The following is a 25,228-nucleotide window of genomic DNA, read 5'->3' as shown; positions in this document are numbered from 1 at the left end:
TGCCATACTGGCAGGGCTTTCAATACTATTGAACACTCTTCAGTTGTTGTCAGAGTATTCGTCTGATGAGCTGAATGCGATTGCTCAGATCGCATTCAATTTATAAAAAATGTGTAGATACCTATGCCCAAAGAGAGAGGGAACTTAAAGAGAATTACTCAGCATCTGCCATCAGATCAGCGCTCATACCTACAGTATTAAAGCCAGCATCAACATACAGAATTTCACCTGTAATACCATTTGCCCAAGGCGAGCAAAGGAACAATGCTGCATTACCGACATCTTCAATGGTGACATTGCGTTTAAGTGGTGCGACTTTTTCATTTAGGTCTAACATTTTACGGAAAGATTTAATCCCTGAAGCCGCTAAGGTACGAATCGGACCTGCTGAAATCGCATTGACACGAATACCTTCAGCACCAAGACTTGTTGCCAAATAACGTACGCCTGCTTCTAGTGACGCTTTTGCCATACCCATAACGTTATAGTTTGGCATTACGCGTTCAGAACCTTGGTAAGTCAGCGTCAATAAGCAACCTTGACGTGCAGCCAATAAAGGTTTTGCCGCACGAGCCATCGCAATAAAGCTATATGCGCTGATGTCGTGAGCAATTTTAAAACCTTCACGGTCGGTAATATCAGTGAAATCGCCATCTAAAGTATGTGCCGGTGCAAAACCAATTGAATGCACAACACCGTCTAGACCATCCCAATGTTTAGCAAGTTCAGCAAAAGCGGTATCAATTTCAGCGTCCACTGCGACATCACATGGGAAAACTAAAGTTGAACCAAATTGTTCAGCAAAATCATCTACACGTTTTTTTAATTTTTCGTTTGGATAAGTAAAAGCCAGTTCTGCACCTTCGCGATGTAAAGCTTGCGCAATACCAAATGCGATTGATAACTTACTTGCAATACCCGCGATTAAAAAGCGTTTGCCAGCCAATAGTCCTTGTGCCATGTGAAACTCACTCAAAATAATTTAACAGCATAATGCCAAGTCTAAAGCATTTTAGAAATTGCATAATGCGCCTTTTTTTAGAAAACCATCATTGTATAAACAATGTGGAGAAAACCTGATTCAATCAAGCAGCGTCAATATTTATTGGCCGCTTAAGCGTCCAAATGCAATGCTTGTAATGAATTTCTCCATAAGATCTGTGCAATCTCAGATTCAGTACGGTTTAAGCTCTGAGCCAAACCCAGCAATACATAGGGCAAATTGACCGGCGTATTACGAGTACGCCCTTCCGTCGAATGCTGACAACATAAGGGTGTCATATCGGGACAGTCGGTTTCTAAGACCAAATGTGCCGCCCCTAAAGTCTGAACCACTTGATGTAATTTTTTTGCATTGGGATTGGTGATTTGCCCCGTTACACCAATTTTAAAACCTAGCTTGGTAAATGCCTTCGCTTCTTCAACACCACCACTAAATGCATGTGCGATACCACCGAGCTTAAATTGATGCTTTTTCAACATCGAAAGCACCTCCGCATGGGATTTGCGAATATGCAGCAAAATGGGTTTATCAAACTGCTGTGCTAATTCAAGTTGTGCGGAAAAATACTGCTGCTGCTTTTGAAAAAGTTCGGGCTGTTTATGCTGTTTCAAAAAGGTATCTAAACCTATTTCACCGATAGCGACACAATCATGCTGCTTTAGCAGCTGTTCCACATCGAACAAATGTTCTGTACGATGTTGCTCAATATAAAACGGATGTAAGCCGGGGGCTAAATAGCTTTTGGGAGCATTGGATAAACGATCTAAAAACTCTTGGGTTTGCAGCAAATCGTGAAAACGTGACTGCACAAAACCAATCAATACCAAAGCATCGACACCCACCTGTTTGGCAGCATGCGCCAACTGTTCCCGATCAACGTCAAAATCAGGAACATCAAAATGCGTATGCGTATCAAACAGTGAGTAAGTCATTGAACTAATTAATTTACTTTTACGGCTGAGGCTTCAGCAGCTTCAACTACTGGTAGATATTGCTTTTTCAAGATACTTTGCAATTGATCATACGGAATGGTCAAACGTGGTAAACCCGCCACATATGGCCCAATTTCATATTCGGCATATTGCAAAATTAGACCTTGCTGACTTAGATAAAAGTTTTCAGACAGTTTAAATTTCCAAATCTGTTCATATTCTTGAACATTGTCCGCCAACTTGGCATCTTTCACCCAAGTTTTAAAGACTTCATAGCCCAGCTTTTCAAGTTTAGTACGTTGATTGGGCAGCAATATGTCATTGAGCTGTACCAATTTTTGAGTGCTTAAATCGAAGTTATAATATTGCTGTGCAGAAGAACCATGCGCCCCACCTAAATATGAGCTGGTATTTAAAACCACTGTTGCCAAGGGTTTTTCAGCATTCAATATTTTAGGTTTAATCATCAAACTGATTTGCTGATTGGCACTTAAAGATTTCAATTCTTTATCTAAATTTAAAAACGCTTGCATATAAGGCTGCGTGGCTTTTTCCAATTTTAATTTGGGCGTTTCAACCTTGGCCAAAGCAGATTTTGCTTCAGATGCTGCAGGAACTTCACTTGCAGCGGGAGCATCAGTGCTCAGCGTCTTATCTTCTAAAGGCGAAACAGATAGAATTTCGTCTAACTGTTTTAAGATTTTCGCATCAATAAATTCATCAATAAAGGCTTGATTACTGTTTAAGCGTTCAACTGAAATTTCAGGACAGACCCCGCCATCACATTCAGGTAAATTCAGTTGTAATTTTTCCGCATCACCAATCAGTTTTGCACTCAAATCTGGCTGTTCAGTTTTGGCTTGATCCGGCTTTTTTTCAGGTTCAGCTTGTTGTGGCTGACACGCCGTGAATGCAACAGAAACTGCCAATATTGAGCTTGCCCAAATTTTATTTTTTTGCACCATTGCTTCAACCTTTCATTTCGAATAATTGATATTTATCTCAGTAAATATCTCATCAAATTAAATACTTTCGTTGTTTAGAACATATGCTGATACACATCAGCTTTCAAGACTTGTTGTGTTTGCGCTTTGCTGAGATAAATATCCAGTTGTGTACTATCTTTGATAATTTCATCTGTACGGTAATGCAAACCGACACCTTCTTGATCAAAGAACCAATCTGCTTGGCCCCAATAGAGCTTTTTCGGTGCCGATTTTTTGACATCCACCTCTTGTTCATCTAACCATTTGCCATAGGCTTGCTGCACAATGGCATCCATATTTTGCTGCTGCTTTGCATCAATAATATCTAAGGGTTTGAGATTTTTTTTCGCACGACGGTCTGCCACAAAAAAATAATAGCGCTCTTTGACCGTGATATTTTCCTGTTTGGTATCGACACCGATTTGCAGCAGCACATATTGATTCCGTTGATATGGAACTCGTGTGTACATCGCCAATTCATAGGCTTTATTGGTTTTAAACTCGGCCTGCCAAGCATCTGATTTTTTCACATACGCATCGACAGCTTGTTGGAGATTCATATTCTGCTTTAGTGCAATCTGATCTTGTACGACGCTCGCCTGATTCTTTTCAATCCAGCTATTCAACCACGTATCTACGGTCTGAATGGTTTGTATCTCTAAATCAATACAACTTTTATTTTCACAAAACGGTTTGGCAATTTTAGCGGCTTGCTCTTGGATATTTAAATAAGGCAAAACATCTGGATTGATCACGGCCGCTTCAGAAGCGCCATCATCGGCCGGCTTTGTCGCTTTGTTTTCTTTTCCTGAATCACATGCACCGAGCAGCAAAACACCCCCAAAAAGTGCAAAAACTGTAGCATCCTTGAATATTTTCATGATGTCCTAAACGACCAAATGATTGCGTAATGTATGAATTTAAAAACTCTACCATAAAATAAAACAGCTTCACGAAGAAGCTATTTTATTTCTGTAAAAGAACAACTTAGTGTTCACGTGTATTACGGAACACGATATCCGGATAACGTTCTTGCATTAACTGTAAATTCACACGACTTGGTGCAAGATAAGTTAAATGACCACCGCCATCGACAGACAATTGGTCATGTGCTTTTTTCTTAAATTCGTTGAATTTTTTCTCGTCATCACACGATACCCAACGTACGGTATTGATGCTTACAGGCTCGTAAATACAATCAACTTTGTATTCTTCTTTCAGACGATATGCCACCACTTCAAACTGAAGCACACCCACAGCACCCACGATTAAGTCGTTACTGTTTTGCGGCATAAAGACCTGAGTCGCACCTTCTTCTGACAGTTCTTTTAAGCCTTTTTGTAGCTGTTTTGACTTCAATGGATCTTTTAAACGCACGCGACGGAACATTTCAGGTGCGAAGTGAGGAATACCGGTAAAGTGTAAATCTTCACCTGAAGTAAAGGTATCACCGATCTGAATCGTACCATGGTTATGCAAACCGATAATGTCACCCGGCCATGCTTCTTCAAGATGTTGACGGTCACCGGCAAGGAACGTCAAAGCATCACTAATACGTACATCTTTACCTAGACGCACATGTTTCATTTTCAAGCCTTTTTCATACTTACCTGAACAGATACGCATGAATGCAATACGGTCACGGTGTTTTGGATCCATATTGGCTTGAATTTTAAAGACGAAACCTGTGAAGCCTTCTTCAGTCGCTTCAACTTTACGGTCCTGAGTCGGATGTGCTTTAGGTTCAGGCGCATATTGACTAAATGCATCCAACACATGGTCTACACCAAAGTTACCGAGTGCCGTACCAAACAAGACTGGCGTTTGACGACCTGCCAAAAATTCATCACGGTCTAAAGGCTCATTGGCCATTTGAACCAACTCCAATGATTCTTCAAATGCGGCCCAAGCGAGATCGCCGACTTTTTCACGCAAATCTGCATAGTCATAGCCATCACGAACTTCAATATCCGTAATGGTTGAACCGAAACCCGCCTTATAAACGTAGAATTTTTCTTCGAGTAGGTTAAATACACCGGCAAAGTCACGACCTGTGCCCAGTGGCCAAGTAATCGGAACACATTTAATTTTTAGAACGTTTTCGATTTCATCTAGCAGTTCTAATGGCTCACGAATTTCACGGTCCATTTTGTTGACGAATGAAATAATCGGCGTGTCGCGCATACGACACACTTCCATCAATTTGATCGTACGATCTTCGACACCTTTTGCACCATCAATCACCATAAGCGCAGAGTCAACAGCGGTTAATGTACGGTAAGTATCTTCAGAAAAGTCTTCATGCCCTGGGGTGTCGAGCAAGTTAATCATCTTGTCTTTAAACGGGAACTGCATAACAGAGGTGGTGATCGAAATCCCACGTTCTTTTTCCATTTCCATCCAGTCAGACGTTGCCGCACGATCAGATTTACGGCTTTTTACCATACCTGCAACCTGAATCGCCTGCCCCCATAACAACAGTTTTTCTGTCATTGTGGTTTTACCGGCATCGGGGTGGGAAATAATAGCGAAAGTACGTCGCTGAGCGACCTGTGTCGCTAATTCTTCTTTAAAACTCATGAAAGACACCTACTGCAAAACTCGCAGTGCAAAAGATCAGATCTGATCAATATGGAAAATTGGCGATATTGTATCAGATTGACCATTAAAAATAATCAACCACATCGGGTTGAGTCAAAATCTTAGCGTGGCGTGTCTTGATGTTTTACATTGGATGACGACCTGTTTTTATCGACGATATAACGTATTCCACTGTCTTTTCTTCTATACTCATTGGCAATGCGATAAGACCACAAATGACCTTATTCAACTTTCGCTTTCATGCTTTCTTCAAGCTGTGCCACTGGCATCGGCATTCCTAACAAATATCCTTGTAACTGTTGGCAACCTAAACGTTTTAAAATTTCTGCTTGTTGTTCTGTCTCTACACCTTCTGCAGTGACTGTTAGCCCCAGTCGAATTGCCAAGTGAATAATACTTTCTAAAATAATTTCTTCTTTAGAGCCAACGCTCAAATTGCGGATAAACTCACGGTCAATTTTCAGTTCATCTACAGGCAGTTCTTTTAAATATAAGAAACTTGAATGTCCCGTTCCAAAGTCATCAATCGCAACTTTAATCCCCATCTGTCTCAAATGTTCAAAAGTCACAATACTGGCATCGATATGATGCATCGCTGTTGACTCGGTAATTTCAATAATTAAATTTGACGGGTTAATTTCAAACCGTGCAAAAAGCGACTCTAAGGTACTAAATAAATGTTTATGTTCAAACTGAATGGCTGATAAGTTGACCGCAATCGGATACAGCGGCATGTTCAGCTTTTCCCAGTGCTGAATTTGCTTACAGGCTTCTTCAAGCGCCCAATAACCCATGGCAATAATTAGTCCTGTTTTTTCCGCGCCATTAATGAACTTATTTGGCGTCAGCATACCTAAGGTTGGATGATTCCAACGAATTAAGGCCTCAACCCCACAAATTTCACGATCAGTGGCATTAAATTTTGGCTGATAAAACAAGCTAAACTGCTGTTCTTCTACCGCTTTATATAAATCATTGATCAGTTTCGTCTGACTTTTTTCTTCAAATTGGTCGGCAGTATAATTAAAAAATGAATAGGTATTACGCCCTTGATACTTTGAACTCAGCATTGCAGTGTCTGCATTGATCAGCAGATCTTGCAAGTTCGCACCATGTTCTGGGTACATCGCAATACCAATACTGCCTGAAATATTGATTTCCTTACCTGCAATCAAGAAGCTTTCTTGCATCAATTCCAATATTTTTTCAGACATTGCTGTGGCAGAATCATTGCTTGCCGACTCAAGTACAATCAGAAACTCATCCCCACCGATTCGTAGCAATTTGGCTTTATCATTAATTAAACGGTGAATACGCGTAGCAATTTGAATCAGTAGTTGATCACCCACATGGTGTCCAAACACATCATTGACCGCTTTAAAACGGTCGATATCAATATAAATAAAAGCAATTTTATCTTGTCTTAAGCGATGCTCTGTAAATAGAAAATGTGCATATTCAGCCAAAAACAATCGATTAGGTAAACGGGTCAAATTGTCCTGTACTGCTTGATTTGCCAGTTCTCGATTTGCGCGCATCAACTGCAAACTGCGATGCTCTAAACGTTGCTCTAGTACTGCAACGCTAAAGGCTGCCATCAACAATAAACTGGTGACAAATAAGACAATAAACAGCAATAAATTGTGATTAATTTGAGCCGCGACCAATACATCCATCGAGTTTAGCGGTACAAAATCTACAGCCGCCATACCAATATAATGCATAGCCACAATGCTAAAAGTCAGCATGACTGCAACAAAGGCATTCATGATGTTACGTTTAGACGAATACTTATTTTTAAATGTTAGCCAAAATGCTAAACCTGAACCACAAATCGCGACCAAAATTGAACAGATAACAATTAAAGGTTCGTACCGTTGTTCATAGCCCTGAACGGCTAAACTGAGCATGCCTGTATAATGCATGCCAGAAATGCCAAGGCCCATTAACACGGAGCCTAAAATTAAACGCGGAAAAGGTAAGGTCGGACGAGTGGTCAGCCACACTGCAAAAGTGGACGCAACAAAGGCGATAAAATAGGAAGTTAGGGTCAGACTGGTATCAAAACTATGATTTGAAGGCAAATGGCTGGCCATCATGCCTACAAAATGCATGCACCAGATCGCAGCACCTAAAATTGCGCCGCTGAATAATAAAATGACATTTTCATATCTTGGTCGCGTTCCACGAAACAACATTTGTTCGAGTGAAACAGCTAAGTAACAACTTAATAATGCAACTACGATTGAACCAACGACCAGATTGTAATCATAATGAATATGGGTCATATCAAGCGTTCCGCTTAGGTTATCGTGGCACTTTCTTTAACCGAACTACCCAATCTATCTCTTCCCTTTAACTTGTTACGTTTTCAATTACTTACATATTTTCCCTTAGAATCTATTAGTCTACGATAATGGTCAAGTCTTTCTTTCAAGATTTTAAGCAACTGATTAATTTAAAAAAAGAAAGCTTGACGAAGTTCACTAAAACTTAAACTTTTGATAAAAATTGCATCAGGTGTGTTTTATCTTAGAATAGTTTCTAATCACAATAAAATGAATAAGATAGAATCATTTCTAGATTGATTTCTCAATTTAGATTCAACCCCACTCTACACACAAAAAAAATAGCGAGCCGTAGCTCGCTATTTCTTAATGTGTAAATTTATCTTTTCCGTCAAAAACTCAAGCAATCAGCTCAATGTTTTTATGGATAAGTGGCTTACTTTTTGGCTGCTATTGTTGGTGTTGTACCTTGTAATTTGGCATAGTCCATCAGTACGTTTGCTGCTTCCGTCACAAAGACTTCTTCTTCAGGCAGTGCTGGACGCTGGTTCGCCTTCATTTTTGCACGTGCCTCCACCAATGCATCCATAGACGCTTGGTAGCTTTCCCAGTTGGCATAAGGCTTTTGACCCACCACTTTACGACGCTGATTTTCAGCATCCAAAGACTTTTGCTCTAGTGCCAACAGCTCGGCTTTACGCTTCGCTAAGTCTAGTACCACACGCTTTTGCTCTTCCGTCTTTTTCGCAATCGCAGTACGTTGCTCTAAATATTTAAATTGCGGATCAATGCTGACACGTTGCTGAGATGACTTAATCAAATCGGGAACATAGGCTTGGATCGAGCCTTCACGTTTAAACGGTGCTGTAGGAATGGTATCCCACTGTAAAGCATTTTTCGCTTTACGTTCACCAAACTCTTCATTGTAAATATCAACCAACTTAATATCAGGCACGACCCCTTTATTTTGGGTACTGCCGCCAGTCACGCGGTAGAATTTACGTTGCGTTAAGGTCGCTTGACCATAGGCTAAAGAGTCAAGTTGCACCTGTGCAGTACCTTTACCCGTTGTGGTGCTACCAATCACCACACCACGTTCATAGTCTTGAATCGCAGCAGAATAAATTTCACTCGCAGAAGCCGAAGCCAAGTTAATCAATACTGCCAATGGACCTGCATAAGTTTGCGCGCCCCCATCATCATCTTCAAACACGCTGACATTGCCATTGCCATCACGGATTTGCACCACTGGACCTGATTTAATCACTTGACCAAGCATACGTGCCACTTCTTCAAGTGAGCCACCAGGGTTGTTACGTAAGTCAATGATGATGCCTTCAACATTTTGCGCATCTAAAGTTTTTAAGGCTTTATTGGTATCTTCTGACACAGAGCGGTAGTCTGTACCCGCACGACGTGCACGATAATTTAAATAAAACGATGGAATTTCAATCACACCAAACTTATGTTTTTTGCCATCACGTTCAATTTCAACGGTACGTGAACGCACGCCTGCATCTTCTTCTTGAATCACATCACGTACAATTGTGACATTTCGCGCTTGATTCATGGACGCACCAGCACCCAATAAACGTAGAGTCACTTTGGTGCCACGTTTACCACGAATCAGTCCAACAATTTCATTACTCGGCCAACCGATCACATCCACCATTTTGTCGCCATCTTGGGCAACACCAACGATACGATCGCCTGACTTGACTTGTCCTGATTTGCTAGCAGGACCACCTTCCACAATCGTCTCGATTTTGGTGTAGTCTTCATTACCACGTTCAGGACGGATCGATACCCCAATCCCTTCCAATTGCAACGTGGTTTGACGGTTCAATTCCATCGCATCTACAGGTGGGAAATAGTTACTGTGCGGATCATACGTCAGCATCATGGCATTCAGAGTTTTATCAAGCACATCATCGCTTTTTAAACGACTAATCCGCTCTAACTGACGTGTATAACGCTTAGTTAAGGTCTGTTCAGGTGTTAAATCTTCCGGACCAGTTAAATCTTGACCATTTGCTAGGGCAGGATCATCTTTTAAGGCTTTCTGTTTGGCTTTCTCTTCTTCTTTGCTGATGGTTAAATTGATCAGCTGAGAGACCAACATTTTATTCCAATGCGCACGCTGCTCTTCTGTCGATTTAAAGAATGGCGCTTTTTCACGATCGGTTTCGATGTAGTTATTCGGTTGATTTAAATTCTGTGGCTTTTTCAGCTCTTCCAACATATAGGTGTAGAACTGTTTTAAGCGCTCACGATATTGCGCATGAATGGCATACGGCCCTGTTAAATTGCCCGCTTTGAGATTTGCACCAAAAGTTGAGCCATAACGTTTTTTATAATTTTCAATATCCGATGCCAAGAACAACGTATGTTCAGCGTCTAAACTATCAATATAAAAATCTAAAATACGGTTAGAGGTATTGGCATCTAAACGCTGATTTAAATAGTGTTGACGGTCTACCAATGTTGCAAGCTGACGTGAGACCAAGGCTTGCTCTTGTGTGGGCTGAATGGTACCCGCGCTCACTGCTTCTGTATTATTGGCAGCAATTGCGTCATTCACCACATGAGTGAAAAAGAATCCACCTGTCGCAATCGCAACGGCACAAGCTAATGTTTGAAGTTTCATAAATAATTTGTACTTCCTTGGTATTAAGACCAATATTACCGTGTTGGTTTTCGACCTGAATTGAATAGATTCAAAATCTTAAACAACTTAATATGTTTATGTCGTGTAGTTTTATCATATTCTCTGCTGACAAAGTGTAGCAAATCATTGCAGAATTCAGGTATTGTTTTTCCTTAAAAATTCCAACACGGACACCGAATATGATTGGCGCATTAATGCTCGACATTGCTGGCACAGAACTTACCCAAGAAGATATTGAACTATTACAGGCACCACAAGTTGGCGGCATGATTTTATTTGGTCGTAACATTGAATCTCCTGAACAAGTTCGTGCCCTAACCGACCATATGCGTCAAATTCGTCCTGATATTTTAATTGCCGTCGATCAGGAAGGTGGTCGTGTACAACGCTTAAAGCAAGGCTTCACACTCCTACCAGCTATGGGTAAGTTTGGTGAACTTTACTTAACTGAACCTGAAAAAGCAGTTGAACTGGCTGAACAATGTGGCTGGTTGATGGCAGCTGAAGTCCTTGCGGTCGGCATCGATTTCAGTTTTGCACCTGTGCTGGATTTAAATGATGTTAGTGATGTGATTGGTGACCGTGGTTTTGCCAAAAATATGCAAGATATCATTCCACTGGCAAGTGCCTTCTTAAAAGGTATGAAACGTGCAGGAATGGCATCTACAGGTAAGCATTTCCCAGGCCACGGTTCAGTGAAAGCAGACTCACACGTCGCTGCTGCTATTGACCATCGTAGTTATGAAGAGATCTACCAAAAAGACATGCAAAGCTTTATTCAACTGCAACCACAGCTTGATGCCTTAATGCCTGCGCATGTGATTTATGAAAATATTGATCCTAATCCTGCTGGATTTTCACCGTATTGGATTCAGAAAGTCTTACGTCAAGAGCTCCAATTTGATGGCGTTTTATTCTCCGATGATTTAAGCATGCAAGCCGCTTGTGTCGCTGGCGGCGCAGATGCTCGTATCCAAGCAGCATTAAATGCAGGTTGTGATATGGGCCTCGTGTGTAATAACCGTGAATCTGCATGCATTGCGCTGGATGGCATTCAAAACTTGGCTCTCCCAAATCAAGAACGCCTAGAACATATGCGCGGTAAAATCCCACAGATTGAGATTGGACAAAGCATTGAACTCGGGGCGGACTGGCAAAACGTGCGTAACCGTATTGTGGATTTTAAAAATCAATATTGCTAATCCAAGACTTTCAAAATTCTAGAAAATGGAGCACGACAAGGTGCTCCTTTTTGATTTATGATGAAGTCAAAATAAGTGCTTCGGCGCTATACAAAAATTGCCAATAAAAACAACATTAGGTCAGGACGACATGACACAAAGTTTATCGGAACATCGACACATTTCCTTTACTGCACATTACACCGGCTATATTTGGTACAGCATGGGGATTTCGCATCCCGTTTTTGCCACACGTAAAGGCAAATTTTTAGCACGTTTAGTCCATCCTTTAGAAAGCTGGGCAGAAAAGAATGTGGGCGGTAGCATGCGTTCGACGCTTAAACAGCGCCATGCCATGATCGATCAACATTTAGATCAACTCATTGCCCAACACCCTCAGCTACAAGTACTCGAAATTGCCTGTGGCCTCTCCCCGCGCGGTTGGAATTTTCGTACCAAGCATCCTGAAATTGACTATCGTGAACTCGACTTGCCGGATATGGCAAAAATCAAAACACAGGCACTCAAACAGATTGACCCGCATGCCTCCGAGGTCTTAACTGGCGACATTTTCACACAAGATTTTGAACGTATTTTTCAGAGTTTCAACCCTGAACGTCCTTTGGTGGTGATTAGTGAAGGGCTAATTAATTATTTTGATCAAACGCTACTGAATAAGTTATTGCAAGGGATCACCGAATATGGCGCCTCATTTCAGGAATTACATTATCTGACCGACATCTATCCTGAACCCGTCAAGAACCGTTTAGCACGTTTTATTTGGGCCAGTAGTAAATTACTCAAAGTCATGTCTCGCAGCGCTTTTACTTTTCATTTTCAATCCCCTGCTGAATTACAGCAGTTTTTCAGTCATACAGGATTTGAAGGAGTAGACGTCGTTCAGCCGGCCTTATACTTTCCACAACAGCAGCAAGAACAAGTGATTCCTTTTCACGATGCAGAGCAGCATTGTGGAGATTTGGTTTGGATGGTGCATGCCAAAACAAAAAAACAGCGCTAAAGCGCTGTTTTTTTTTATATGTTCATGTTTTAACTGACGGCTTCTAATAACAACACATCTTCTTTTTGGCGTTGTACAAAGCGCAATAAGCGTTCTGCCAACTCAAAACTACCATGCTTAAACAAAGCGCGAACTTGTGTATCCACAACGTCAAAGATGAGACATTCAATTTTAAACTCACCTTCTTCATCTTCTAGATGTAAAGCCAAATCCCGAGGATATGCGTGCATGCAGTCCAACATTTCAGCCTGCACATTAAACAACACACCGAAATAATTTAAATCCGTAATTTGAGTTTCAACCACGAGGTCTGAATGGCGATGAGATAAATGCGTGAATGGCTGTTGTACACTTACACGCACTTCGCCACGGCGGTCAATATTTTGCATTTGCTCTCGGCTCATTGGAATGATCCCTTCCAACTGCTGAATAGACTCACCGCGTAGATAAGTTGCAAACAAATTCATTGTTTCCTTACGGCGCTGCAACTGTGGTAAATGATCCGCATTAGCAATCATGGCAAACTGCATATTCGGACATTGCAAGGCAAAGCCAGCATTTTCATGTGGCAAAGTAAAACTGTCGTACTGCCCGCATGACACCAATACATCACACTGTGGAATCGGCACGTCTTGCAAACGCAGCAAACGATTACAGTTAATGTCATAACGCTCTTGTTCGGTATTGGTGAATTCAGCCATTTGTCTAAAGAACAAACGCTTTGCTGTCGGTGACATCCGCGTCACATCCAGTTTGGCATGATTAACCAAATACAAAATCACCGCTTGACCAAATTCATCCATGCGCTGTTCTTTCATCAAATGCAAGGATTCTTCAAGCAACATGCGCCAGCTCTTGCGCGTTTTTTGCATTACGCCCATCAATATCATGCGGTCAATCAATTCAGGACGTTGATCCGCCAGTCCTGCAGCCACCACTGAACCGAGCGACATCCCCATCACGGATACTTTTTCTAGCCCGACGATATCCAACCAAACGCCTAACATCTGTGCCAGATCACCCAACTCTAAAGTCCCTGCCGACACCGAAGTATCGACATTGGTAATTTGCTGGTTTGAGCCCATAGAGGGTAAATCAATTAAAATAATAGGTCCTGCCGCAAATAGTTGTTCGACACAATATTTGTAGGAATTAAAGTTTTGAAATGCACCACCAATAATAACAATCGGGGTGCGATGAATCGTTTCAGGTTGTGCAATGGCCATATATTCGACCTTCCAGCCATCAATCCATGTCGTTCTGGCAGGCTGTTTAAAGCTTTGCTTGTCATATAGATCGAAAAAACTGTAATGCGTACTTTCCTGTACGGTGGGATCCATTTGGATAATGGAATTCATATTCCTTTCCTCCATTCCTGCCTTATTTTTATTGTCAGGAATTCATTTAGAGACTCTGCTCGACTTAGCGTCCTGCTCTTTAATCGTTATTTGTACGACTTCAATGTCGCTATTGTTTCATTCTATACAGAGGTTCATTTTACAAGCAACTGATATCCCCGCCGCTTATCTACTTTTGCTCTAAAAACAATTTCAAAATGTTAATTCTGGTCAGCAAGTACAGTCGAATATGCACTTAAGTGCTTCATTGTTCAGTCACAGGCTGTTAATATCGAGTTGAAATTTCTAAGTGATCAAACCGCTATGCAAGAGTCTATTGAACAATACATGCAAACGGTAGGACAGCAAGCACGCACAGCATCACGTGTGCTCGCAGGGGCTTCTACCCAGACTAAAAATAATGCCTTATCAGCAATTTATACTGCTTTACAAAACAGTGAAACTGCAATTTTGGCAGCTAACCAAGTGGATATGACCAAAGCGCATAACAACAACTTGGATAGTGCTCTACTTGATCGCTTAGAACTTACCCCCACACGCTTTAAAGGCATGCTCCAAGGTCTAAAAGATGTAATCGCACTCACTGACCCGATTGGCGAAATTACCGATATGGCCTTTCGTCCGACAGGTATTCAGCTGGGCAAAATGCGCGTGCCGCTAGGTGTTGTCGGCATGATTTATGAATCTCGCCCGAATGTAACGCTTGAAGCCGCATCTTTAGCGCTTAAATCAGGTAACGCGATTATTTTACGTGGTGGTTCTGAAGCTTTGGAATCTAACCAAGCAATTGCGGCAGCGATTCAACATGGCTTAACTGCTGCAGGTGTACCTGAGCATGCCGTTCAAGTGCTTAATACCCCAGACCGTGCTGCGGTTGGCCAATTAATTACTATGCCTGAATATGTCGATGTGATCGTACCTCGTGGTGGCAAAGGCTTAATTGAACGTATCACCAATGATGCACGCGTGCCTGTTATCAAACATCTTGATGGTAACTGCCATGTTTTTGTAGAAGCTCAAGCTGATTTGCAAAAAGCATTACCTATTGCGCTCAATGCCAAAACACACCGTTATGGCGTATGTAATGCCATGGAAACCTTGCTCGTCGATGAAAATGTCGCTGAAGAATTTTTACCACGCATTGCTGAACTCTATGCTGAGAAAAAAGTTGAACTTCGTGGCTGTGCTGAAACGCAGCGCATTTTGGGTGAATCGATTGTTCCTGCAACTGAGGAAGATTGGTACACCGAATACTTAGGCCCAATTTTGGCAGTGAAAGTCGTTACAGGCTTAGATGAAGCGATTGAGCACATCAACAAATATGGCTCTCACCATACAGACTCAATCATTACCGAAAACTTTAGTCTGGCTCGTCAGTTCTTGGCGCGTGTAGATTCGAGTTCAGTGATGATCAATGCCTCAACTCGCTTTGCGGATGGTTTTGAATATGGTCTTGGTGCTGAGATCGGTATTTCAACCGATAAAATCCATGCACGCGGACCAGTCGGCCTAGAAGGTCTGACTTCTCAAAAATGGATTGTGTTTGGTGATGGTCAAATTCGCCAATAATACCCAGTAGAACAATGAAAGCTGTGCTTTTCTGAGTAAAGGCGCAGCTTTTTTTATAGGGATTTAAAAAATTAGACCCAGGGTTCATATATTGAAATATAAGCCTGTAAACACACAGGATCTAGAATTGAAACACATATTTTTTGACAATTAAATGCTTAAGAAGAATAAGAAAAGTTCAATTTACCTGCTTTTTTGCAACAATTTTAGGATTACAGCGCAGCGAACGCATGTTATGTTCTATGTATATCCCTTAAATCGTATAAATTTTGAGGATTATTTTATTAATAAATGAAAACTATGAACTGATAAATTTTAATTATTATTGTGCTCAGGGTCGATAGTGCTTAAGTCTAATCTCCTAAAGTCTATCTAGGACGATAAAAAAACCCATGATAAAACATCATCACAGATCTAAATTGCATCAATCAATACAACTGCAATCAGATCAACATTATGGATAAGTATTTCAATTAGAATTCGGGTATTTAAACGTGTCTACATCAGTATTAGTAATTAACTGCGGATCTTCTTCTATCAAATATGCGTTAGTTTCTGAGCGCCGTGAAGATCGTATTTTTGGTCTAGCCGAGAACCTAGGTTCTGCTGATGCACGTATTAAAGGGGTCACTACAGGTGGTGATGCGCTTGAGCTGTCTATTCCACATGCTGACCATGAAAAAGCCCTCGAAACTATTTTAGAGCGTTTGGCTCACCATAATCCTCAAGCGATTGGTCACCGTGTTGTTCACGGCGGTACATTAACCAAAGCTGAGCTATTAACACCAGAAATTATTGAACGTATTCGTGAAGCTACACCGCTTGCTCCATTGCATAACCCGGCTCACTTGGTAGGGATCGAAGCAACCATGCGCTTGTTCCCTGAACTTCCGCAAGTAGCCGTATTCGATACAGCATTCCACCAAACCATGCCGTCTCATGCATACCGCTATGCATTACCAAAATTCTTGTACACACAGCATAACGTACGTCGTTATGGCTTCCACGGTACTAGCCATGCCTACGTATCTGAGCGTGGCTCAATGTTGGCAGGCAGCTTTAAACAAGGTGGCTGGTTAACTGCTCACTTAGGCAATGGTAGCTCGACTTGTGCGATTTGGAATGGTCAATCTGTAGATACGTCAATGGGTCTAACACCACTTGAAGGTGTGGTGATGGGCACACGTAGTGGTGATGTTGACCCAAGTATTCACAGCTTCCTTGCGAGCAACTTAGGTTGGGATATCTACAAAATCGACAAAATGCTGAACAGCCAATCAGGCCTACTCGGTTTGTCTGATCTATCAAATGACATGCGTACATTGATCGAAGCATCAGAACAAGGTAACGAAGATGCCGCGCTTGCCATTGAAGTATTCTGCTACCGTTTAGCAAAATCTTTAGCAGGTCTCAGCTGTGGTCTACCACGTATTGACGGTTTATTCTTTACCGGTGGTATTGGTGAAAACTCTGCCTACATTCGTGAAAAAACGGTTTCATACTTACCACACTTTGGTTTCAACCTTAGTAAAGAATTAAATGACAACTTAAAACGCGGTACGGAAGGTCGTATTGACCACGGTACTGGCCCACAAATTTGGGTTGTTCCTACCGATGAAGAAGGCCGTATTGCCAAAGAAACTGAGCATGTTGTAGACGAGGTGACAGCGTCTGCTACAAAAAAGCCTGATGCTGAAGCTGCGATTGCATAAGCAATCGCATCAGCCCCTTCGCCTTCAATATTAATTTTTAGCTTTAATTTAGACACCGTATGAAAACAATTTTACTCGTGCCAACTGGGGAAGGTGTAGGTTTAACATCTGCATGCTTAGGTTTAATTTATGCTTTGGAATGCCAAGGGGTCAAAGCAGGTTTTCTGAAACCATTTTCACAGGAAAATGTCGCAGATACTGTAGACCGTACAACGGCTCTTTATCGTCATTTATTTAATAATGAAACGGTAGAACCCATTCACCATGCCACAATCGTGAAACAACTCAGTCATGATGAAAGTGATGAACTGCTCGAAGAAGCGGTTCGTTTGCACCGTGAAATTGCAAAAAAGCATGATCTGATTATTGTTGAAGGCTTGGTTCCAAACAGCCGAGATAACTTTGCCTCAGAACTCAACGCAACTTTAGCAAAAGCACTCGATGCTAAAGTGATTATTGTCAGCACAGCAGATATTCAAAATGCCACGAAAACGGCTGAGAAAATTGACAGTTCTCTACGCCAATTCGGTGGTGCAGCATCGGAACGCACTGCGGGCGTTTTGTTTATGCGCACACGTGGTTTGCCAGAAGAATCTGCACAAATTCCTGTCACGCTTGATCCAAATCTGCGTTTAATCAGTGATACCAATAAATTTGTGCTCGAATTACAACAAAGTAATCCGCAAATTGGTTCTACACAGCTACCTGTCATTGGCCTCGTTCCATTTAGTAATACGCTCAGCGTACCGCGCATGTCTGACTTGGCGACACATATTCAAGCGGAATGGATTAACCAAGGCGATGCTGCTCATCGCCGTGTACTACATAGCAGCTTAGTTGCGTCGAATATTGAACATGAACTTCACAAATTTGTGGCAGGTGAACTGATTATCAGCGCCTCTGACCGTATTGATGTGTTGTTGGCTTCTAGCCTTGCAAGTAGCAATGGTATTCCACTTGCCGGTTTGGTTTTGACTGAACACCATCAACCGAACCCACAAGTTTTGGATTTCTGCCAAACTGCGATTAAGCAAGGCTTACCGATTTTACATACGCCTTTAAGCACTTTTGAAACGGCACAACAACTTTCAAATTTAGGCAATGAAATTCCTGTCGATGACGTAGAACGTGCAGAACAAGTGACTCGCTTTGTTTCAAGCCACATTAATGCTGAGTGGATTACTGAAGTATTAAATGGTTCATATCAACCACGCTTATCCCCTTCTGCATTCCGTCATGAATTGGTACAAAAATCCATTGCTGCAAAAAAACGAATTGTTCTACCTGAAGGTGATGAACCACGCACCATTCAAGCGGCTGCTATTTGTCAATCACGTGGCATTGCACACTGTATTTTATTGGCAAAACCTGAAGCCGTGATTGAAGTTGCGAAAGCACGTAACATCGAACTTCCACATGATTTGGAAATCATTGATCCTGATCTGATTCGTGAAAACTATGTGCCGAAAATGGTTGAGCTGCGTAAAGGCAAACTCAATGATCTACAAGCACGCGAACAGCTACAAGACACCGTGGTTTTAGGCACCATGATGCTTGCACTCGATCAAGTGGATGGCCTTGTATCTGGTGCAGTACATACTACGGCGAATACAGTGCGTCCAGCATTCCAATTGATTAAGACTGCACCTGATTATTCATTGGTTTCTTCTGTGTTCTTTATGCTGCTACCAGATGAAGTCTATGTGTACGGTGACTGTGCCATTAATCCAGATCCGAATGCAGAACAGCTTGCAGAGATTGCGATTCAATCTGCAGATTCAGCAAAAGCTTTTGGTATTGACCCACGTATCGCAATGATTTCGTATTCAACAGGTACTTCTGGTGCAGGTGCAGATGTCGAAAAAGTGGCTGAAGCAACACGTATTGCCAAAGAACGCCGCCCAGACTTACTGATTGATGGCCCGCTTCAATACGATGCTGCATCGGTGGAAAGTGTGGGACGCTCTAAAGCACCTGACTCTAAAGTGGCTGGTCGTGCCAATGTGTTTATTTTCCCTGACTTAAATACAGGTAATACAACCTATAAAGCAGTTCAACGTTCTGCAAATGTAGTCAGTGTTGGCCCAATGCTGCAAGGTTTAAACAAGCCTGTAAATGACTTGTCTCGTGGCGCATTGGTCGATGACATCGTGTTTACCATTGCATTAACGGCGATTCAATCCGAACAACAAGAAGCTTAATTTTAGTTTCGAGTTCTTAACCACCCTTTCGAAAGATTGGGTGGTTTTTTGTTTTATATAAGTTCCATTATATTAAAAATGGCTCAGAATTAGTGGAAATTTCTTTTAAATTCTATGGCTGAATTTTGAGTATTTGGTACATGACCAATAATATATTCATTCTTCGCTTAAAAAAAGAAATCAAAGCTCTGATACACATATCTAATTTAAAAAATAAAAGGAAAAATTTACATAAATTAGAGCCTGGATATGAAGCTAGGGCGTGACGTCTTGCTTCAGTTTATGCCAATATTTATCTAGAAAAAGAAAAACATGGAAACAAGGATTTAGTTGGTCGTTACTATTGGATGGGCTTAGGTGCATTTGCTTCAAAAAGTCTTAGCTGCCATTTTTAAACATGGTTTAACTGCATGGGGGTATAAATGGATTCCACTAGGGGTAATTCGTGATCCTGTACATACTTTTGCAAAAGGTAACTTATGGCTATTTATGGATATTGCACCTTGGCATTATGCTTTGAGCATGTCTTCATCCTCTTTTAATCAATGCCGAACTCAACGTGATGTTTCCAAATTTACTCATATTAAAGAAGAAGTTATAAACATTCCTTGGTCAAATTGTTTACCCATAATTAAAAACTTAAAAGCACTTTAGAAATTAAAAGTGCTTTTGAATATCTACCAAAAATTGAAAAGTATTCTGCCGAGTTCTTATAATATCAAAAACATGGAAAGAGAATATCAGGGGCGACACGCCGGTGTACTTGATAAGGTACCAGAAACTGTATACAGCGAACCATTATCAAACACTAAAGTCGCCAATTATGATAGCCGTATGGAATGGATTAAAAAAGCAGCAGAAAAATATCATCGTTTAATGCAAAGTGATAAAGGAAGATACTTTTTAGAAGAAGAACTAAAAAATTATTGCGAAATGGGGCGATAGCAAAGCTAATTTTACAGTTGGAAAGGATAGTAATGATGGAAAAATTTAATTACTGCATTGTTATTTTTATGGTGGGTTATCTCCTTTCAGCTTGTCAACCTAGTGCAAAAAATACAGAGAATAATGTCATGAATCAACTGCGTTTTAGTTTACATTTAGGCAAACAAGGATTTAAAGATTTTTCTCAACATAATCTTGGGCATCCCGATAGTCATCCATCTGGAGCAAGTTTTAAAGAGTTAGATTTTACACCGCCCAACTTAGGTCAGATTAAAGTTGAAAATGGTGAGAATAGCTTAGTGATAGATCATGTATTTTCAGTTCTAGGAACATCGTTTAATAATGAGGATGGAATACAAGGGCTTGATATTAATGCAGGGCTAAACAAAGAGGAATTTGTACGTCCTGAACAAGCCCACCAAGCTTATGTTGACTTAATGAAACGTATAAATCAGGCCGAATGGAAAAATTATTTCTATCGTTTTTCTGCACGAATAGCAAAGGATGATAATATTCGATATCTAATGAAATCAGGTGATGTCATTGACCCGACTTATATCTTTAATTATGAAGAATGGAAAAAGATAATAAATACAGTTGGAGGGAACTCTATAGGCTACCGATTATATGCCAATGGTATCCTTTTGGATCTGAGTATAAAACAAACTCAAAAAACTGAAGATGGTAAAGAACAATATATGGTTCGTTATGCTTTCAATACGATTCGTTATGATGAAAGAAATTCAATGGATGATTCAGAGAATAATATTGATACTTACAAAATGACCTCAAAAGAGTTAGAACAAGCATTTGCAAATGAGCTGATAAGAAATAAAAAATCAAGAGAAATTGATGAAAAAGAAGTTATAGTACAAGGCTACCATATCGATGAAAATTATGAATGTTATTCACCAATTAAAATGTCTATGCGATAAACCATTTAAAATGTCCTGTTTTTAACCACAAGAGTCAAGCACAGGATTTAAGTTTCTTTGTTCAACAACAGCTTTCTGAGCTTTACGACTTGGCATACTTTTCTTGGCCCGGGAACGTTTATTCTGTTTTTCTAGTTCTTCATGCTGCTGTTGAATATGCGCCAGGACTGAACCTAACCGTTTATTCTCAACAATCTCATTTTGCTGTAGCCCAGCCAATTTATTGAAGATGCTGTAGTTGAGCTTTCGTCCTTCATGCATGAGGGCCACAGTGCCATCCGGATACTCCAGAAATGCAATGTATTGCCCAGCAAGCTTATGATTCAGCTCTGTCGGTTCAAGCAGATAAATACATTTGTCATAGGTAATCGTCAGGTTCTTGGTGACCTTACGCGGTTCCTGCCAGGTAAAAATATCATCCAGTTCAAGATCAGATTCGGTTAATGGACGATGCAGGTTCTTTGAGTTTCGCGCACATTTGGCGAACTTCTGATTGAACTGCTCAATAAAGCAGGGCAACCAGGCATTTGCTTCTGCAATCGAACAGATGCCTTCCAGGCGCATCTCCTTGATCAAACGGTCCTGAAGGGTTCTATTCGCTCGCTCTACGCGACCCTTCGCCTGTGGGGAGTTGGCGAAGATAATATCAATGTTTAACTCATTCAGAATCCGCCCAAATTGCGTGATCTTGCTGTCTTGGCTGGATTTCTGATTCACTCTGAATACCGAGTGTTTATCGCTGTAAAAGGCCAAGGGCTTGCCGTATTGCTCAATGTAGGCTCGGGTTGAAAGCATATAGTCAAAGGTCGTTTCAGCCTCACAAAAGCGCAGATGCAACAGCTTGCCGGTAGCATCATCGATATAAACCAGCAAACAGCATTTGGTGGCTCTTCCTTCAAACCAGTCATGATATGAGCCATCAATCTGGATCAGCTCACCGAAGCAATCACGGTTATAGCGTGGCTGGTATGGGCGTTTTAGACGTTTGGATCGCGGAATCCAAAGGTCATTTGCAGTCATCCAGCGCCGAACCGTTTCTACCGGGATATTCAGGTCAAACATGCTGCTGAGCTTCTCATGCGCCAAGGTAGGTCCAAAGCCCAGCAGATGTTCAGAAATAATGGAAAGACATTGCGATTTTAATAAATCGTCATGGCGATGATGGCCCGGTTGACCACGACTGGCATGCGTCATGCCTGAAACACCATCTTGATTGAGCTTCTGCAATAACCGGGTAATTTGACAGGTGGAAAGATTCAGGATTTCAGCAGCACGGACTTGGGTAATACGATGATCTCGAACGTCTTGCAGAACTGCAAGACGTTGAATTTCTTTGTCAGACATAGTGATCAGCATCTATATTTTATATCCAGTCCATGGTGATAAAAATCATCATAAACCAGACATTTTTATTGGTGAGAATATAGACACTTTAAATGGGTTCTAACAATGAAGATCCTGATGTTTGGCAATATGTTAAATAATCAAATGTTGTCGCGTTTAGACTCAATTTTAAAGCACTTTTACACAAAATTGATCATTGAAACTAAAGATTTGAAGATTTGAAGATTTGAAGATTTGAAGATTTGAAGATTTGAAGATTTGAAGATTTGAAGATTTGAAGATTTGAAGATTTGAAGATTTGAAGATTTGAAGATTTGAAGATTTGAAGAAGAATATTATTTTTATAAAATTTAAAGCAAAAAAAAAGAAGATAAAGCTTTAGGCTTGATCTTCTTGTTGACCGTAGAACCAAGTTGCTGCGATAAATAGAGAAAAACCAATAACTGACAACACTGGAGTAACCATATAATTCACACTCTAACTTTGATGACGTCATTATGTAAAAGTTATATGACAGTTATATGACAAATATAAAATTTTCAAAAATAATAAATATTGTTTATTTTCAATATCTTAAAAATTAAAACATATCTCCTCCTCTAGTTATGTGACAAATATTTCATGAAATATGACAGTTAAAATGTCATTTTCAGGCCATTTATGACAGTTAAATATGGCGCTGTTTAAGCCTATTAAACTTTCGGCCAAAGATTAAGCGAAATACCCACACAACTGTATTTTTGTCTTATAATTTAGCCCGCTAGCTATCAGCCCGCTCAAGAGATATTTGTATGACAACTATTATCAAGCAAGATGACTTGATCACATCGGTAAAAGATGCGCTTCAGTTCATTTCTTACTATCACCCACAGGACTTCATCCAAGCGATGAGCCGTGCGTATGACCGTGAAGAAAACAAAGCCGCAAAAGACGCGATTGCACAAATTTTAATTAACTCTCGTATGTGTGCAGAAGGCCATCGTCCTATCTGTCAAGATACGGGTATTGTGAACGTATTTCTTGAAGTGGGCTTAGACGTTAAATTTGATTTAACCATGAGCCTAGACGATGCAATTAACGAAGGTGTACGTCAAGGTTATCTTGAAAACTCAAACATTCTTCGTGCATCAGTATTAGCTGATCCTGCTTTTGGTCGTAAAAATACCAAAGACAACACCCCTGCTGTAATTCACTACAAACTCGTTCCGGGTAATAAAGTTGATATTACTGTTGCTGCTAAGGGTGGCGGTTCAGAAAACAAATCTAAACTTGCAATGCTTAACCCTTCTGACTCTATCGTAGATTGGGTACTTAAAACTGTTCCAACAATGGGTGCAGGTTGGTGTCCTCCTGGTATGCTCGGTATCGGTATTGGTGGTACTGCTGAAAAAGCCATGATGCTTGCAAAAGAAGCATTGATGGAAGAAATCAACATGGACGAATTACTTCGTCGTGGCCCACAAAACCAAATCGAAGAACTTCGTATCGAAATCTTCGAAAAAGTAAATGCTTTAGGTATTGGTGCTCAAGGTCTTGGCGGTTTAACGACTGTTCTTGATATCAAAATCAAAGACTACCCATGTCACGCTGCAGGTAAACCAGTGGGTATGATTCCTAACTGCGCTGCAACTCGTCATGCACATTTCCAATTAGACGGTTCAGGTGTAGCGCATATTCAAGCGCCTAGCCTTGAAGACTATCCTGCAGTAACTTGGGATTCATCAACGTCTAAACGTGTTGACTTAGATAACATCACTCAAGAAGAAATGAACTCTTGGCAACCAGGTGACACACTACTTCTTAACGGTACAATCTATACGGGTCGTGACGCTGCGCACAAACGTATGGTTGACATGTTAAACAAAGGTGAAGAACTTCCAGTTGACCTAAAAGGTAAATTTATTTACTACGTTGGCCCTGTTGATCCAGTCGGTGACGAAGTCGTTGGTCCTGCTGGCCCAACAACTGCAACACGTATGGATAAGTTCACACGTCAAGTGCTTGAAGCAACTGGTATGTTCGGTATGATTGGTAAAGCGGATCGTGGTCCTGCTGCTGTTGAAGCAATCAAAGACAACAAAGCAACTTACCTCATGGCTGTCGGTGGTGCTGCGTACTTAGTATCGAAAGCGATTCGTGAAGCTGAAGTTGTAGCATTTGCTGACTTAGGTATGGAAGCGATCTACAAATTTGTTGTAAAAGACATGCCTGTATCTGTAGCTGTTGACGTAAATGGTACTTCTGTTCACGCAACTGCACCAAAAATCTGGCAAGCAAAAATTGGTAAAATCCCAGTAGTTGATGCTGCTGCGAACTAATTTCGCCACATTCAAGATCTAAAAAAGCACCCCATCGGGCACTGCTGTCCCACAATTTTTCACAAGAGGAAGCTCATTTGAGCTTCCTCTTGTTTTATGGGTATTTTATCGGGTGAAAATAAAGCTTTTAAAGTTCTTCTTTCAAACAAATTCACTTGAATTATTC

At 40.9% G+C, this 25,228-nt stretch carries 16 protein-coding genes and 1 pseudogene; 8 read left to right on the top strand and 9 right to left on the bottom strand.

Features of this window, described 5'->3' with window-relative positions; genetic code table 11:
- Window positions 1-154: 154 nt before the first annotated feature.
- The 7 genes from FTT94_RS13710 to FTT94_RS13680 form a co-directional block, all read right to left on the bottom strand.
- Entirely contained in the window at window positions 155-961 is an 807-nt protein-coding gene (locus FTT94_RS13710) for an enoyl-ACP reductase (protein ID WP_078189642.1), read from the bottom strand.
- 152 nt (window positions 962-1,113) lie between these two features.
- Entirely contained in the window at window positions 1,114-1,935 is an 822-nt protein-coding gene (locus tag FTT94_RS13705) for a TatD family hydrolase (RefSeq protein WP_180004540.1), read from the bottom strand.
- An 8-nt stretch (window positions 1,936-1,943) separates the two neighbouring features.
- The gene (locus FTT94_RS13700; RefSeq protein ID WP_180170963.1) at window positions 1,944-2,900 is read right to left on the bottom strand and encodes an RsiV family protein; all 957 of its coding nucleotides are present in this window, start codon (window positions 2,898-2,900) and stop codon (window positions 1,944-1,946) included.
- A gap of 74 nt (window positions 2,901-2,974) precedes the next feature.
- Window positions 2,975-3,802 (bottom strand): hypothetical protein, encoded by an 828-nt coding sequence (locus FTT94_RS13695; protein WP_180170962.1) that lies wholly within the window; start codon window positions 3,800-3,802, stop codon window positions 2,975-2,977.
- Between the two features lie 106 nt (window positions 3,803-3,908).
- Window positions 3,909-5,501 carry a peptide chain release factor 3 gene (locus FTT94_RS13690; RefSeq protein ID WP_078189646.1) on the bottom strand — a complete coding sequence of 531 codons (1,593 nt, stop codon included), beginning with the start codon at window positions 5,499-5,501 and terminating at the stop codon, window positions 3,909-3,911.
- Between the two features lie 242 nt (window positions 5,502-5,743).
- Window positions 5,744-7,810: an EAL domain-containing protein gene (locus FTT94_RS13685; RefSeq protein ID WP_180170961.1), complete on the bottom strand. Its 2,067-nt coding sequence runs from the start codon at window positions 7,808-7,810 to the stop codon at window positions 5,744-5,746.
- A gap of 436 nt (window positions 7,811-8,246) precedes the next feature.
- The gene (locus FTT94_RS13680; protein ID WP_180170960.1) at window positions 8,247-10,457 is read right to left on the bottom strand and encodes a carboxy terminal-processing peptidase; all 2,211 of its coding nucleotides are present in this window, start codon (window positions 10,455-10,457) and stop codon (window positions 8,247-8,249) included.
- A 200-nt stretch (window positions 10,458-10,657) separates the two neighbouring features.
- Here FTT94_RS13680 and nagZ point away from each other — a divergent pair, with 200 nt between their 5' ends.
- Window positions 10,658-11,680: a beta-N-acetylhexosaminidase gene (gene nagZ / locus FTT94_RS13675; protein WP_180170959.1), complete on the top strand. Its 1,023-nt coding sequence runs from the start codon at window positions 10,658-10,660 to the stop codon at window positions 11,678-11,680.
- A 130-nt stretch (window positions 11,681-11,810) separates the two neighbouring features.
- Entirely contained in the window at window positions 11,811-12,680 is an 870-nt protein-coding gene (locus FTT94_RS13670; protein WP_180170958.1) for a class I SAM-dependent methyltransferase, read from the top strand.
- A gap of 29 nt (window positions 12,681-12,709) precedes the next feature.
- Here the strand turns inward: FTT94_RS13670 and FTT94_RS13665 are convergent, their stop codons facing one another.
- On the bottom strand, window positions 12,710-14,038 hold the full coding sequence (locus FTT94_RS13665; RefSeq protein ID WP_180170957.1) for an alpha/beta fold hydrolase: 1,329 nt from the start codon (window positions 14,036-14,038) through the stop codon (window positions 12,710-12,712).
- Window positions 14,039-14,341: 303 nt separating this feature from the next.
- Between FTT94_RS13665 and FTT94_RS13660 the strand changes: the two genes are divergently transcribed.
- From FTT94_RS13660 to FTT94_RS13640, 5 genes and pseudogenes are all read left to right on the top strand, one after another.
- Complete coding sequence (locus FTT94_RS13660; protein WP_180170956.1) at window positions 14,342-15,607, top strand: glutamate-5-semialdehyde dehydrogenase; 1,266 nt, start codon at window positions 14,342-14,344, stop codon at window positions 15,605-15,607.
- A gap of 494 nt (window positions 15,608-16,101) precedes the next feature.
- Window positions 16,102-17,319, top strand: coding sequence for an acetate kinase (locus tag FTT94_RS13655; RefSeq protein ID WP_180088985.1), 1,218 nt, complete (start codon window positions 16,102-16,104; stop codon window positions 17,317-17,319).
- 59 nt (window positions 17,320-17,378) lie between these two features.
- A complete protein-coding gene (gene pta, locus FTT94_RS13650) occupies window positions 17,379-19,520 on the top strand; it encodes a phosphate acetyltransferase (RefSeq protein ID WP_180004548.1) in 2,142 nt (713 codons plus the stop codon).
- Between the two features lie 140 nt (window positions 19,521-19,660).
- Window positions 19,661-20,514, top strand: a pseudogene (locus tag FTT94_RS16855) (DUF2515 family protein).
- On the top strand, window positions 20,498-21,400 hold the full coding sequence (locus FTT94_RS13640; RefSeq protein ID WP_180170955.1) for a hypothetical protein: 903 nt from the start codon (window positions 20,498-20,500) through the stop codon (window positions 21,398-21,400). The pseudogene FTT94_RS16855 and the gene FTT94_RS13640 overlap by 17 nt, the downstream one beginning before the upstream one ends.
- Window positions 21,401-21,421: 21 nt before the next feature.
- Here the strand turns inward: FTT94_RS13640 and FTT94_RS13635 are convergent, their stop codons facing one another.
- Entirely contained in the window at window positions 21,422-22,756 is a 1,335-nt protein-coding gene (locus tag FTT94_RS13635) for an ISNCY family transposase (protein ID WP_180170954.1), read from the bottom strand.
- A gap of 779 nt (window positions 22,757-23,535) precedes the next feature.
- Between FTT94_RS13635 and FTT94_RS13630 the strand changes: the two genes are divergently transcribed.
- The gene (locus FTT94_RS13630) at window positions 23,536-25,062 is read left to right on the top strand and encodes a fumarate hydratase (RefSeq protein WP_078189659.1); all 1,527 of its coding nucleotides are present in this window, start codon (window positions 23,536-23,538) and stop codon (window positions 25,060-25,062) included.
- The last annotated feature ends 166 nt before the right edge of the window (window positions 25,063-25,228 follow it).

Source organism: Acinetobacter sp. YH12027, from assembly GCF_013420085.1.
Lineage (GTDB): Bacteria > Pseudomonadota > Gammaproteobacteria > Pseudomonadales > Moraxellaceae > Acinetobacter > Acinetobacter amyesii.
Note: the sequence above shows the minus strand (reverse complement) of the source record. Positions and strands in the feature narration are given on the sequence as shown.

What these genes read in the sequence shown, in the direction of transcription:
- FTT94_RS13635 (WP_180170954.1), bottom strand. Translation starts at nt 22,756, where the DNA reads ATGCTGATCACTATGTCTGACAAAGAAATTCAACGTCTTGCAGTTCTG.
- FTT94_RS13640 (WP_180170955.1), top strand. Translation starts at nt 20,498, where the DNA reads ATGATGGAAAAATTTAATTACTGCATTGTTATTTTTATGGTGGGTTAT.
- FTT94_RS13670 (WP_180170958.1), top strand. Translation starts at nt 11,811, where the DNA reads ATGACACAAAGTTTATCGGAACATCGACACATTTCCTTTACTGCACAT.
- FTT94_RS13685 (WP_180170961.1), bottom strand. Translation starts at nt 7,810, where the DNA reads ATGACCCATATTCATTATGATTACAATCTGGTCGTTGGTTCAATCGTA.
- FTT94_RS13660 (WP_180170956.1), top strand. Translation starts at nt 14,342, where the DNA reads ATGCAAGAGTCTATTGAACAATACATGCAAACGGTAGGACAGCAAGCA.
- FTT94_RS13700 (WP_180170963.1), bottom strand. Translation starts at nt 2,900, where the DNA reads ATGGTGCAAAAAAATAAAATTTGGGCAAGCTCAATATTGGCAGTTTCT.
- FTT94_RS13695 (WP_180170962.1), bottom strand. Translation starts at nt 3,802, where the DNA reads ATGAAAATATTCAAGGATGCTACAGTTTTTGCACTTTTTGGGGGTGTT.
- nagZ (WP_180170959.1), top strand. Translation starts at nt 10,658, where the DNA reads ATGATTGGCGCATTAATGCTCGACATTGCTGGCACAGAACTTACCCAA.
- FTT94_RS13665 (WP_180170957.1), bottom strand. Translation starts at nt 14,038, where the DNA reads ATGAATTCCATTATCCAAATGGATCCCACCGTACAGGAAAGTACGCAT.
- pta (WP_180004548.1), top strand. Translation starts at nt 17,379, where the DNA reads ATGAAAACAATTTTACTCGTGCCAACTGGGGAAGGTGTAGGTTTAACA.
- FTT94_RS13710 (WP_078189642.1), bottom strand. Translation starts at nt 961, where the DNA reads ATGGCACAAGGACTATTGGCTGGCAAACGCTTTTTAATCGCGGGTATT.
- FTT94_RS13690 (WP_078189646.1), bottom strand. Translation starts at nt 5,501, where the DNA reads ATGAGTTTTAAAGAAGAATTAGCGACACAGGTCGCTCAGCGACGTACT.
- FTT94_RS13630 (WP_078189659.1), top strand. Translation starts at nt 23,536, where the DNA reads ATGACAACTATTATCAAGCAAGATGACTTGATCACATCGGTAAAAGAT.
- FTT94_RS13705 (WP_180004540.1), bottom strand. Translation starts at nt 1,935, where the DNA reads ATGACTTACTCACTGTTTGATACGCATACGCATTTTGATGTTCCTGAT.
- FTT94_RS13680 (WP_180170960.1), bottom strand. Translation starts at nt 10,457, where the DNA reads ATGAAACTTCAAACATTAGCTTGTGCCGTTGCGATTGCGACAGGTGGA.